At 62.1% G+C, this 12012-nt stretch carries 13 protein-coding genes; 10 read left to right on the forward strand and 3 right to left on the reverse strand.

The genetic code is table 11. The annotated features are described in order from the left end of the window. Positions 1-139: 139 nt before the first annotated feature. The 8 genes from A0O30_RS06665 to A0O30_RS06700 all read left to right on the forward strand — a co-directional run bounded on the left by A0O30_RS06665 (position 140) and on the right by A0O30_RS06700 (position 8820). Positions 140-451, forward strand: a complete 312-nt coding sequence (locus A0O30_RS06665; RefSeq protein ID WP_016715535.1) for a DUF485 domain-containing protein — start codon at positions 140-142, stop codon at positions 449-451. Continuing rightward, entirely contained in the window at positions 448-2112 is a 1665-nt protein-coding gene (locus A0O30_RS06670; RefSeq protein ID WP_105945961.1) for a cation acetate symporter, read from the forward strand. Before A0O30_RS06665 ends, A0O30_RS06670 begins: the two co-directional genes overlap by 4 nt. Positions 2113-2306: 194 nt before the next feature. Beyond that, positions 2307-2783 (forward strand): CS1 type fimbrial major subunit, encoded by a 477-nt coding sequence (locus tag A0O30_RS06675; RefSeq protein WP_105945962.1) that lies wholly within the window; start codon positions 2307-2309, stop codon positions 2781-2783. 86 nt (positions 2784-2869) lie between these two features. Beyond that, positions 2870-5368: a CS1-pili formation C-terminal domain-containing protein gene (locus A0O30_RS06680; RefSeq protein ID WP_105945963.1), complete on the forward strand. Its 2499-nt coding sequence runs from the start codon at positions 2870-2872 to the stop codon at positions 5366-5368. A gap of 112 nt (positions 5369-5480) precedes the next feature. After that, positions 5481-6215, forward strand: a complete 735-nt coding sequence (locus A0O30_RS06685) for a pilus assembly protein (RefSeq protein WP_105945964.1) — start codon at positions 5481-5483, stop codon at positions 6213-6215. Further along, entirely contained in the window at positions 6212-7396 is a 1185-nt protein-coding gene (locus tag A0O30_RS27835) for a hypothetical protein (protein WP_256589624.1), read from the forward strand. The genes A0O30_RS06685 and A0O30_RS27835 overlap by 4 nt, the downstream gene beginning before the upstream one ends. A gap of 29 nt (positions 7397-7425) precedes the next feature. Then, positions 7426-8052 (forward strand): response regulator transcription factor, encoded by a 627-nt coding sequence (locus A0O30_RS06695; RefSeq protein ID WP_105945965.1) that lies wholly within the window; start codon positions 7426-7428, stop codon positions 8050-8052. A gap of 45 nt (positions 8053-8097) precedes the next feature. After that, a complete protein-coding gene (locus A0O30_RS06700; protein WP_105945966.1) occupies positions 8098-8820 on the forward strand; it encodes a response regulator in 723 nt (240 codons plus the stop codon). Here A0O30_RS06700 and A0O30_RS06705 read toward each other — a convergent pair. Continuing rightward, positions 8803-8955 (reverse strand): DUF3309 family protein, encoded by a 153-nt coding sequence (locus A0O30_RS06705; protein ID WP_012271016.1) that lies wholly within the window; start codon positions 8953-8955, stop codon positions 8803-8805. The two genes, A0O30_RS06700 and A0O30_RS06705, sit on opposite strands and share 18 nt — an antisense overlap. 220 nt (positions 8956-9175) lie before the next feature. Between A0O30_RS06705 and A0O30_RS06710 the strand changes: the two genes are divergently transcribed. Together A0O30_RS06710 and csrA are read left to right on the forward strand one after the other, a co-directional pair. After that, on the forward strand, positions 9176-9985 hold the full coding sequence (locus A0O30_RS06710) for an SDR family oxidoreductase (protein ID WP_105945967.1): 810 nt from the start codon (positions 9176-9178) through the stop codon (positions 9983-9985). 120 nt (positions 9986-10105) lie between these two features. Further along, the gene (gene csrA, locus A0O30_RS06715) at positions 10106-10285 is read left to right on the forward strand and encodes a carbon storage regulator CsrA (protein ID WP_060497567.1); all 180 of its coding nucleotides are present in this window, start codon (positions 10106-10108) and stop codon (positions 10283-10285) included. A 32-nt stretch (positions 10286-10317) separates the two neighbouring features. Here csrA and A0O30_RS06720 read toward each other — a convergent pair whose 3' ends face one another. Then, a complete protein-coding gene (locus tag A0O30_RS06720) occupies positions 10318-10545 on the reverse strand; it encodes a YheU family protein (protein ID WP_051099660.1) in 228 nt (75 codons plus the stop codon). A 180-nt stretch (positions 10546-10725) separates the two neighbouring features. After that, positions 10726-11910: an osmoprotectant NAGGN system M42 family peptidase gene (locus tag A0O30_RS06725; protein ID WP_105945968.1), complete on the reverse strand. Its 1185-nt coding sequence runs from the start codon at positions 11908-11910 to the stop codon at positions 10726-10728. Positions 11911-12012 lie beyond the last annotated feature (102 nt).

A 12012-nucleotide genomic window follows, 5' to 3' on the forward strand; every position in this document is an offset into this window, starting at 1 on the left:
GCGAAAGGGTCTTCACTTTGTTACGCAATCGGTAAAACACCGTTGCATCTAAGACTAAGGTCGTCTGGTTGCCGTCCAACAGCCGCATAAAGTAAGGGCGTGGGTTTCATCCCCTACCTGTGCTGCTAGGACAAAAACAATGAACGACAGCATTTACCTCTCGATACAAAACAGCCCCCGTTTCAAGGAGCTGGTCACCAAACGCGAACGGTTCGCCTGGATTCTCTCGGCGATCATGCTCGGCCTGTACTGCGCCTTCATCCTCCTGATCGCCTACGGTCCTCAAGTACTGGGCGCCAAGCTCAGCCCTGAGTCGTCGATTACCTGGGGCATTCCCCTGGGCGTCGGCCTGATCGTTTCGGCATTTGTCCTGACCGCCATCTACGTGCGCCGCGCCAACGGCGAATTCGATGAGCTGAACAAGGCCATCCTGAAGGAGGCGCAACAATGATTCGCCACGCCAAAACCCTGGCCGTACTGGCCTGCGGAGCCTTCGCACCCGCCGTGTGGGCTGCCGATGCCCTGACCGGCGAGGTGCAGAAACAACCGCTGAACGTTTCGGCCATCGCCATGTTCGTGGCCTTCGTCGCCTTCACCCTCGGCATCACCTACTGGGCTTCCAAGCGCAACAAGTCGGCGTCGGACTACTACGCTGCCGGCGGCAAGATCACCGGCTTCCAGAACGGCCTGGCAATTGCCGGCGACTACATGTCGGCCGCCTCGTTCCTGGGTATTTCCGCGCTGGTGTTCACCTCTGGCTACGATGGCCTGATCTACTCCATCGGCTTCCTGGTCGGCTGGCCGATCATCCTCTTCCTGATTGCCGAACGCCTGCGCAACCTGGGCAAATACACCTTCGCCGACGTGGCCTCGTACCGCCTCGGGCAGAAGGAAATCCGCACCCTGTCGGCGTCCGGTTCGCTGGTGGTGGTGGCGTTCTACCTGATCGCCCAGATGGTCGGTGCCGGCAAGCTGATCGAGCTGCTGTTCGGCCTGGACTACCACGTTGCGGTGATCCTGGTGGGTATCCTGATGTGCCTGTACGTGCTGTTCGGCGGCATGCTGGCCACCACCTGGGTACAGATCATCAAGGCCGTGCTGCTGCTGTCCGGTGCCAGCTTCATGGCGCTGATGGTGATGAAGCACGTGGGCTTCGACTTCAACACCCTGTTCTCCGAAGCCATCAAGGTACACGCCAAGGGCGAAGCGATCATGAGCCCGGGTGGCCTGGTCAAAGACCCGATCTCGGCGTTCTCGCTGGGCCTGGCGCTGATGTTCGGTACCGCAGGCCTGCCGCACATCCTGATGCGCTTCTTCACCGTCAGTGACGCCAAGGAAGCGCGCAAGAGCGTGCTGTACGCCACCGGCTTCATCGGCTACTTCTACATCCTCACCTTCATCATCGGCTTTGGCGCCATCCTGCTGGTCAGCACCAACCCGGACTTCAAGGACGCCGCTGGCGCCTTGCTGGGGGGCAACAACATGGCAGCGGTGCACCTGGCCAATGCGGTGGGTGGCAGCGTGTTCCTGGGCTTCATCTCGGCGGTCGCCTTCGCCACCATTCTGGCGGTGGTTGCCGGCCTGACCCTGGCCGGTGCCTCGGCGGTGTCCCACGACCTGTACGCCAGCGTATGGCGCAAGGGCAAGGCCAACGACAAGGACGAGATCCGCGTATCGAAGATCACCACCGTCGCCCTGGGTGTGCTGGCGATCGGCCTGGGTATCCTGTTCGAGAAGCAGAACATCGCCTTCATGGTCGGCCTGGCGTTCTCCATCGCTGCCAGCTGCAACTTCCCGGTACTGCTGCTTTCGATGTACTGGAAAAAGCTGACCACCCGCGGCGCCATGATCGGCGGCTGGCTGGGGCTGGTAAGTGCGGTGACGCTGATGATCCTCGGCCCGACCATCTGGGTACAGATCCTCGGCCACGAGAAGCCGATTTACCCGTACGAGTACCCGGCGCTGTTCTCGATGGCCATTGCCTTCGTCAGCATCTGGTTCTTCTCGGTCACCGACAAGTCCAAGGCGGCTGACGACGAACGTGCGCTGTTCTACCCGCAGTTCGTGCGTTCGCAAACGGGCCTGGGCGCCAGTGGGGCGGTGTCTCACTAACGTTTGAACGCTGATACACAACGCCCCGCCAGTCGGGGCGTTGTTGTTTCTGGCTGATCGTCATTCAAGCCGCTGGGAAATTTCCGAGGCCCGTTCGGAACGGTCCTAGTTAGCGGCGAGCTGTAAAGTTGAACAATCTCCTTGCTCACCGGAAAGGTCCGGTAGGCATTACTTTGTCAAGGAGATAGTCCCCCGTGAAACGTTCGCTGCTTGCCCTGCCCCTGACCCTGCTGTTTGCCGGTGCCGCCTTTGCCGTTGATCCTATCGAGAAGCAAGTGCAGATCGTCGCGCAGGTGCCGACCGATGCCTTCTTCGTCGAGCCAGTCGGCGGCAACTGGATGAACGACCCGCAAGAAATGGCCTGGAACTCCTATCAGCAAAAGCTCGACCCGATCCGCAAGGAGCTGCAGGTCAAAAGCACCGTCGGCCCGATCAGTGCCTATCTGGTATCGCCTGCAGTGATTGCCAGCGGCACCCACAACATCGGCCTGGACGTGACGGTGGGCGACACCGTCCTGCAGACAACACCAACTGAAGTTGTCAGCGCTACGCAAGCAGCTACCGGCGCGACCATCGGTTTCAGTATCGCGGCGCAGGCAGCACCGTCCACCGGTTATGAGCCAGGCAACTACCAGGGCTTGGTGAGCATGATCTTCGAAACTGCACCCTGATTCCTTCCCCTGCGTTCATCAATGTTTCCTGCACCGGCCTTCGCTTCTGGCGAGGGGCGGGCAGGTCTTGCCTGCAAGCGATGCCCATGACCGATCACTCTTTCATCGCTGCCACACGCTACCGGCTGACGCTAGCGGCCATCCTTGCTCTATGGTCCGTAACAGGCGCTGCAGTGAGCGCTACCTTGGGTGCGGCCGAAGGATTGCCGAAGGAATTCGAGGCGCACTTCTTCGACGTACCATTGGCCGTTCGGGTTGACTTGGATGGCCGCTACTTGGGCGACGCCATGGTAGTCCTCGACCGCGATCAGCGTGTGCAGCTACTTGAATTCACCGACACCCTCGAAAGCCGAAAGCCCGAAAGCCTGCGCCGCCGTTGGCGGGAGCGGCTGGACAATCCCCGAGACCTGGGCGATTGCCGGGCGGACTGCCCCGACGGCTTGCGTGCAGTGCATTACAGCCTGGTCAACTCGCAACTCTCCCTGCTGACCGATCAGGCCGAAGTTTCCGACGCCGCGCAGCGTTATCACCGCCTGCCCGAACAGGGCAGCCATGGCCTGCTGCTGCGCAACCAGCTCAACCTGCTGCATGACGGCCAGGCAACCAGTGGCCGCTATGCCTTGCAAGGGCAGGGCAGTGTCGGGCAATGGACCGCCTTGGCCGAAGGCCAACTCGACCGTGGCAGTGACAACCGCCAGGAAACCCGCTACCGGGTCGACCAGCTGTATGGTGAGCGCCTGGTAGAGGACCATTTTTACCGCCTGGGGTATTTCACCCCGGGCGCCCAAGGGCTGACCCGTCAGCCCAGGCTGATGGGAGCCAGCCCCGACACTACCGTGGGGGTGATGTTCGGCAGCAGCGACAGCTTGCTGATCGACAGCGCCGCGCCCAGCGCCACGCCGATCTATGTCACCCCCAACCGCCCGGCAATCGCCGAAATTTATCGCAACGGCGTGCTGATCAACAGCCAGCCCGTGCAGCCCGGTTTGCAGACACTCGATACCAAGGTGCTGCCGGGCGGCATTTACGAAGTCGAGGTGCGCCTGGTTGAAGATGGTCAGGAAAGCTCGCGCAGCCAGGCATTCATCTACAAGCCAGGCAACTGGCGCAGCACCGATGCCCCTTGGCGCTATAACCTGTACCTCGGCCAGCAGACCAGCCAGTTCAGCAACTGGCAGCATGACAAAGACGACACCCTGGCCGCCGGTGTGTTGGCCAACTACCTGCTGCACCCACGCGCAGTCCTTGGGTTGTCTGCCCAGCGTATCGACGATGCCATGCAGTACGGAACGTCGCTGGATTGGGACGTGCGTGACCGCTTCAAAGTGTATGGCAACCTGTTCCAGGCCCAAGGCCATGGCAACGGCTACGACCTGCAACTGATCCATGCCTATGCGAGTGGTTCGCTGGTCGCCAGCCACAGCCGCAGCTGGCTGGCCCGGCCCGAGTGGGACCGACGCGACGGTCAGCCCACGCAGCCGTTTCAGACGCGCCAGACGCAATCGTCCTTGTCACTTAACCACCGGCTGGACCCACGCAACACCGCCAGTGTGCGTGTGTCCCACAGCAGTGGCGGTGACGCCGGTACCGGTGTCGACCTGGGCTGGTCCTACTTTGGCCATCTGCTCGGCTCCGACGCCAACTGGCGCCTGTCGCTGTTCGATCGTCCCGGCAACAGCGCCACCGGCGATGCACGCAGCCGTGGCGTCAACCTGAGCTTGAGCATGAGCCTGGGTGGCAGTGGGCGGCGTGTTTCGGCCAGTGTTGGCAGCCGCACCTCACGCGATGGTGGCCGCGATCTCAATGCATCGCTTGGCTATCAGCAGGACGTCGAGCTTGGGCCTCTGCGCAGCATTGGCGCCACCCTCAGTGCCGACCGCTATGGCGCCGGGCTGGGCGGCGATACGCAGTTCGAGAGCCAAGTGCTGCATGGCGATGCCTACGTGCAGCGTTCCTCGTACAACGGTGAATTCAGCGGTGGCCTTAACCTGGAGAGCCTGGTCGCCATCGGTGCCGGCAAAGCCGCCGTCAGTGGCCAGTACCTGCCTCACCAGGCGGCACTGATCGTTGATGTGGACAGCGACATCGACGGCCTGAAGTTGCGTGCCGACGATGCGCTGGGCGCCCACTTGCACCCAGGGCGCAACATTATCCCGGTAACGCCTTACAAGGCCGGGCACGTGCAGTTCGATTTCGACGGTAGCGACGCCACGGCGGCGGTGATCCAGCCGTCGAGCATGGATTATCACCTCAACCGCGGGGGCATCGAATACCGCCGGTTGCGGGTATTGCGTACGGTGACCGTGCTGGGGCGTTTGCTTGATGGCCAGGGCCAGCCTTTGCGCGGCGCCCAGGTGGTCAACCACGCCAGCCGCAGTGTCAGCGAGGCCGATGGCTTTTTCGCCGTGGAAATGAGCCACGGCACGCCCACCCTGGACATACGCCAGGGTGGCCAGTCGTTGTGCCTGCTGCGCCTGGACCTGGCCGCACTGCCTCGCGAGGGCGACGTGCTGCTGGCCGGCGATCAGCGTTGCCTGCCCGAGTATGTGACGTCGGTGGGCATGACGGGGGAGCAAGCACCGTGAGCGTTTGCAGGTGTGTTTGCGCACGATTTTTCAGAAATTTCCTACTGCTTTTATCGTGGCCTCTGGCTGCGTTGAGCAATACCCTAACCCAATGGACCCAGGGAGCTTTGCAATGAGAGTGCCCCAGTTACTGGCCATCGTACTGTTGTCCCTGCCGCTGGCTGCCGCCGCCGCCCCCGAGCTCAATATCGGCGGTTTGTATGACTACCTTGATGGCAATAAAAGTACCTTGCTCAAGAAGGTGCGCAATGGCGGCGACAGCACGGCGTTCGTCAAGGTCAGCGTCGTCGAGCTGGTGTATGACGAAGCCGGTGTAGCGCGGGAGATCGACACCGAAGGCCTGCCGCTGGAGCAACGCGGCCTGGTGGCCAGCCCCGCCCGGCTGATCGTGCCGGCCAAGGGCATGCAGGCGGTGCGTCTGCTGTATCGCGGCTCGCGGGCCGAGGAACGCTACTTCCGCCTGCGCTTCATGCCCGTGTTGCCGGAGCTGGGTGACGGCTTTGCCGTGGATGAGCAGCAGGCGCAACAGTACCGCGACAGCCTCAGGGCGGGGGTGAACTTGCTGGCCGGTTTTGGTTCGCTGCTGTTCGTCAGGCCTGCGCAGGCGCACTACCAGACGCCGGTCAGGCGGGAGGGCGGGTTGTTGACCGTGGCCAACGAGGGCAATGCCACCGTGGTGCTTGACCATTTCCGTCAGTGCCGTGCGCCGCAGGAGGCGTGCGAGCCGGCCACCAAGCATCACTTGCTACCGGGGCGTAGTCGCCAGTTCGAGGGTCAGAAGGACAAGGTGCATCAGTTCGAGATGTTGCAGGGTGACCAGCGTGAGCAATGGGTGGCGGAAGGATGAGCATATCAGGCACTTGGCAACGCTTGGCTCTTGGTGCTGCGCTGATGCTTGCGCTACCCATGGCTCAGGCGTTGCAAGTCACCATTTCGGCGCAATATCGTGGTGGGGCTTCGGGCCACTTCGAGAACACCACCCCTCCCGCGCTGTTTTGCCAACGCTGGCCAAAGCAATGCCCGGAGTTTGGCGTGGTTGATTTACCCATCACGTTCGTCAAGGAGGTATTCGGTGGTACGCAGAACACGCGCGACGAGTACTTCGTACAGCTGCCTTCTCGCCGTGAAGTGGACATTTACCACGAGCAGACGGGGGAGCCACATCGCGTCCAGTTGGAGATCAGCGGTGTCAGCCAGGCAGTGGGCGGACCAGCACCCTCACTCAATCCTGTTTATACATCTCCGCGGGGGGGATGTACGATTGAGGCTGCGCATTCCCAAGGCTCTGGCACTGTACGATATCTGTGGAACGTCAATACGCCTATTGCGCCAGCACCTTGTCACTCCATCATCAACGACGGCGACGCCAGCTACCATCAGGTGGTAAATACCGATGAGATGGGCATCGTCTACAGGCTCTCGATGCCGCCCCCCTACCGGATGGCGCCAGGCATGTACCGGGGTAGCGTCACCTACACCATAGGCCCTGGCGGTGATTTCGATTTTGGCAATCATGTCTCGCAACTCAATGGGAGCACCCTGACCCTGGACTTCGTGCTCGATGTCCAGCACCTGTTCCTGTTCAGCTTCCCGCCTGGGTCGGACCGTGCCGTTCTGGAGCCAGCGGGTGGGTGGCTGGCATGGCTTGGCGGTGGTCGTGCCCCTCAGCGCATCTACCGAGACATGCCGTTCAGGCTCTGGTCTACCGGGCCTTTCAAAGCCTACAAGAAATGCCAGTACGAGGTTGATATCAGGTGTGGCATCAGGAACGGCAATGGCGATGAGGTGCCAGTGCAGGTCGCATTAAGTCTGCCTGGCGGTATTCAATACCAAGGCCAGGCGGCGGAGCGGGTGCCACTGCCCACCGGGCGGGCCCAGGCGCTAGCGTTCGAGTCGGCCGGGCCTACCCTCAACCGCCCAGGCCAGTTGCATTTCGTTGTACCCAAGGACCAAGTGCCGCTGATGCTGGCGCACCCAGGTAGCACCTATACGGGCCAGGTCACAGTCGTCTTCGATGCTGAACTATGACCTAGCCGTACCGTTTGACGAGGACGCCCATGCACACAGCCCTGGTGGTCGACGACCACCCCTTCATCCGCGCTACCGTCTGCATGCTGCTGCGCCAGCAGCGTGTGCAGGTGGTCGGCCAGGCAGACAACGGCATAGACGCCGTGCGCCTGGTACGCGAGCTGGTGCCGGACCTGGTGATTCTCGACATCGCGATGCCAGGCCTGGACGGGCTGGAAGTGATTGCCCGCATCAAGGCCTGCGGCCTTTCGTGCAAGGTCGTGGTGCTGACCTCGCAACTGGCCGAGGCTTATTCGCTGCGTTGCCTGCAGGCCGGTGCCGCAGGTTATGTGGCCAAGACCGATGACCTGGACGAACTGGGCAAGGCCGTCGCTGCCGTGCTGTCGGGCTTCACTTATTACCCCGAAGTGGCCATGAGCTCCGTGTGCAGGCAGGACCTGCGCGCCAGCGAGGCCCAGTGCATCGCCAGCCTCACCGACCGTGAATTGACGGTGCTGCTGTACCTGGCCCGTGGTCATGGCAACAAGGCTATCGGTGAAGCGATGCTGTTGAGCAACAAGACCATCAGCACCTACAAAACCCGCCTGCTGGAAAAGCTCAGGCTCACTTCGGTCATTGACCTGGCGGATTTCGCACGCCGTAATCAACTGATCTGAACGTGCTTTTGCGTGATCCTGAAGCCATGTCGTTGGCGTTGATCCATGTCGTTGCGTGTACTGGTGGTAGATGATGCGTTGATCAACCGCTTGTTGCTGTCACAACAGCTCGATCACCTCGGGCATCAGGTTCAACTGGCCGAAGACGGCGCGCAGGCGCTACGCCTGTGGCTTGGTGGTCATTTTGATGGGGTGATCACTGACTGCAGCATGCCCCGGCTTGACGGGTATGCCCTGGCGCGCGCCATCCGGGAGCACGAGCGGCGCAGTGGTCGGCCACAGTGCCGGGTTATCGGCATGACGGCTACGTTTACGCCCGCGGTTCGGGCGCGTTGCCGGGCAGCCGGGATGGATGACTGCCTGTTGAAGCCGCTGAGCCTGAAGCGCCTGGTGCAAACGTTGGCCCCGATCAGCCCTGCCGTGCTCGACATTGAACATGTGCAGCGCCTTGTGGGTTACGACAAGGCAGCACTGCACGCGTTACTGGAAGCGTTGCGCACCAGCAACGTTCAAGACCTTCAGCAGCTGAGCAAGTTACACGAGAACGTTGAAGCCTTGGGCGTGCTCGCCCATCGCATCAAAGGGGCTGCGCGCATCGCCCGCGCCAGGGAGGTGGTTTACCAGTGCGAGCGTCTGGAACGCCGATGTACCGACAACACGCTCGCACCCGTCAACCTGAAAAGGGACGTGGAGGCACTTCGCCAAGCGATGCTGTACCTCAATCGCCAACTGGCCTCACACGCCCTGCGGTCAAATCATGCCGAGTAACAGGAGCACCAGCAGAATCACCAGCACCACGCCCACGATGCCCGAAGGGCCATAGCCCCAGCTGCGCGAGTGTGGGAAGACCGGTAAGCCACCAATCAGCAGAAGGATCAGGATGATGATGAGAATCGTGGTCATGACGGAATCCTTGCATGGTTGAGGGTCAAGGGCCTCTGACTGCTGGCCTCTTGTAAGTAAGGACCGGCGCCGCGCGGGAAAGATTCCATTTGTGTGCAGCCAGGCGGGCGGAACTGACCATGCAGTCATGCCCACCCATTCACTACCCTGATGAACCCTGCCTGTCCGCCTGGTCTTGATTAGACTCGCTGCACAACCACTTGGAACAAGGCCTGCCACCATGCAAAACCGCATCATGATCACCGGCGCCGGGTCCGGCCTCGGCCGCGAGATCGCCCTGCGCTGGGCGTGTGAGGGCTGGCGCCTGGCGCTGGCCGATGTCAATGAGGCCGGCCTGCGCGAAACACTTGCGCTGGTCCGCGAAGCGGGCGGCGATGGTTTCGTTCAGCGCTGTGACGTGCGTGACTATAGCCAGCTGACAGCCCTGGCCCAGGCCTGCACCGAGCAGTTCGGCGGCATCGACGTGATCGTCAACAATGCCGGTGTTGCCTCGGGCGGGTTTTTCGCCGAACTGTCGCTGGAAGATTGGGACTGGCAGATCGCGGTCAACCTGATGGGCGTGGTCAAGGGCTGCAAGGCCTTTTTGCCGCTGCTGGAGCGCAGCAAGGGCCGCATCATCAACGTCGCCTCCATGGCCGCGCTGATGCAGGGGCCGGGCATGAGCAACTACAACGTGGCCAAGGCCGGTGTGTTGGCCCTGTCGGAAAGCCTGCTGGTGGAGCTGCGCCAGCTGGAGGTGGCGGTGCATGTGGTGTGCCCATCGTTCTTCCAGACCAACCTGCTGGACTCGTTCCGTGGGCCGAACCCGGCGATGAAAGCGCAGGTTGGCAAGCTGCTGGAAGGTTCGCCGATCAGCGCGGCGGACATTGCCGACTACATCCATCAACAGGTCGCCGCTGGCGAGTTCCTTATCCTGCCGCACGAGGCAGGTCGACAAGCCTGGCAACTGAAATGCCAGGCCCCTGAGCGGCTGTATGACGAGATGGCCGAAATGGCGGTGAAAATGCGCGCAAAAGCCCAGTCGCGATGAATGGTCTGTAGGAGAAGTTACCCGGCAATGTAGGGCTCTTCTGAATAGTGATGGAACTATTGAGTAGCCGAATGCCTACGAGGCAGGCTCTGGTTTTCCCGTTGGCAGGAGGATCGGAACATGCTGGTAATAGGGCGCGAAGTAGGCGAAATCATCGTGATTGGTGATGACATCCGGATCATGGTGGCGGATGTCCGGGAAGGGATTGTGCGCTTTGGTGTGGAGGCCCCGCGAGAGGTGCCGGTGCATCGGGCCGAGGTGTACAAGCGCATCAAGGAAGCCAAGCAGAACGAGGCCTGATGTTGCCTGTACCGGGGCGCGTCGCGGGCCTGCTAGTCGAGCAGTTCGCGGGGCACATCATGCCTGGCCAGCAACTGGCATTGCTGGCTTTCGGGGTCGAACAGGATGAACGCCTGCCCCTTGGCCAATGCCTGGCGTACCCGCAGCACACGGGTTTCCAGCGGGGTATCGTCGCCGTTGTCGGTGCCGTCGCGGGTGACGAAGTCTTCGATCAGGCGGGTCAGGGTTTCGGCTTGCAGTTGGTCGTAGGGGATCAGCATGGTAGGCGTTGTCTGAAGTAGGTGTAGGCATGCTACGCGAAACATTCGATATTTTGGGGCCGCTTTGCGGCCCATCGCCGGCAAGCCAGCTCCCACAGGATCACCACAGGCCCGGCCTTTGTGCAGTCCGTGTGGGAGCTGGCTTGCCGGCGATGGGCTGCGCAGCAGCCCCAAACGTCCTCAGCTTTTATTGCCAACCAGGCTGTCCACCGCCGGAACCCGTGTGTCGCTCTCCATTTGCGCATCATGCTCCAGCTGGTGGCTGAACCTTTCAAGCGAAGCATTGGCCGGCTGCGAATCGCTGGCGAACACCGGTGGGCTCAGCAGGTAAGCCGACAACAAGCGGCTGAGTGCCGCCAGGCTGTCGATATGCGTGCGCTCATACCCATGGGTGGCATCGCAACCGAACGCCACCAGTGCCGTACGAATATCGTGCCCCGCAGTCACCGCCGAATGGGCGTCGCTGAAGTAATAGCGGAACAGGTCGCGCCGCACCGGCAGGTCGTGGTCGCCGGCCAGTTTCAGCAGGTGCCGGGAAAGGTGGTAGTCGTAAGGCCCCGACGAATCCTGCATGGCCACGCTCACTGCATGCTCGCTGGAGGCCTGGCCGGGCGCTACCGGGGCAATGTCGATGCCGACAAATTCGCTGACATCCCAGGGCAGGGCGCCGGCAGCGCCCGAGCCGGTTTCTTCGGTGATGGTGAACAGTGGGTGGCAGTCGATCAGTGGTTGCTGACCGCTTTCAACCACGGCCTTCAGTGCCGCCAGCAGCGCAGCTACCCCGGCCTTGTCGTCCAGGTGGCGGGCGCTGATGTGACCGCTTTCAGTGAACTCGGGCAAGGGGTCGAAGGCCACGAAGTCACCAATGCTCACGCCCAGCGCCTCGCAATCGGCACGGGTGGCGCAATAGGCATCCAGGCGCACTTCCACATGGTCCCAGCTCACCGGCATCTGGTCGATGGCGGTGTTGAAGGCATGCCCGCTGGCCATCAGCGGCAGCACGCTGCCACGGTATACGCCAGTATCGGTGAATACGCTGACCCGGCTGCCTTCGGCGAAGCGGCTGGACCAGCAGCCCACTGGTGCCAGGGCCAGACGGCCGTTGTCCTGCAACTGGCGCACGCTGGCACCGATGGTGTCCAGGTGGGCGGATACGGCGCGGTCGGGGGAGGTTTGCCGGCCTTTGAGCGTGGCGCGGATGGTGCCGCGCCGGGTCAGCTCGAAGGGGATGCCCAGCTCGTCCAGGCGTTCGGCCACGTAGCGCACGATGGTGTCGGTGAAACCGGTGGGGCTGGGGATGGCGAGCATCTCCAGCAGCACGCGTTTGAGGTAGTCGAGATCGGGTTCGGGATACTGATTGGACATGTTTGGGACTCCTTTACTCCTGTGCTGGCCTCTTCGCGGGCAAGCCCGCTCCCACAGGGACCTCACAATCCCTGAGGGCAGCGCTTTACCTGTGGGAGCGGG

The organism is Pseudomonas sp. LLC-1, from assembly GCF_002992185.1.
Lineage (GTDB): Bacteria > Pseudomonadota > Gammaproteobacteria > Pseudomonadales > Pseudomonadaceae > Aquipseudomonas > Aquipseudomonas monteilii.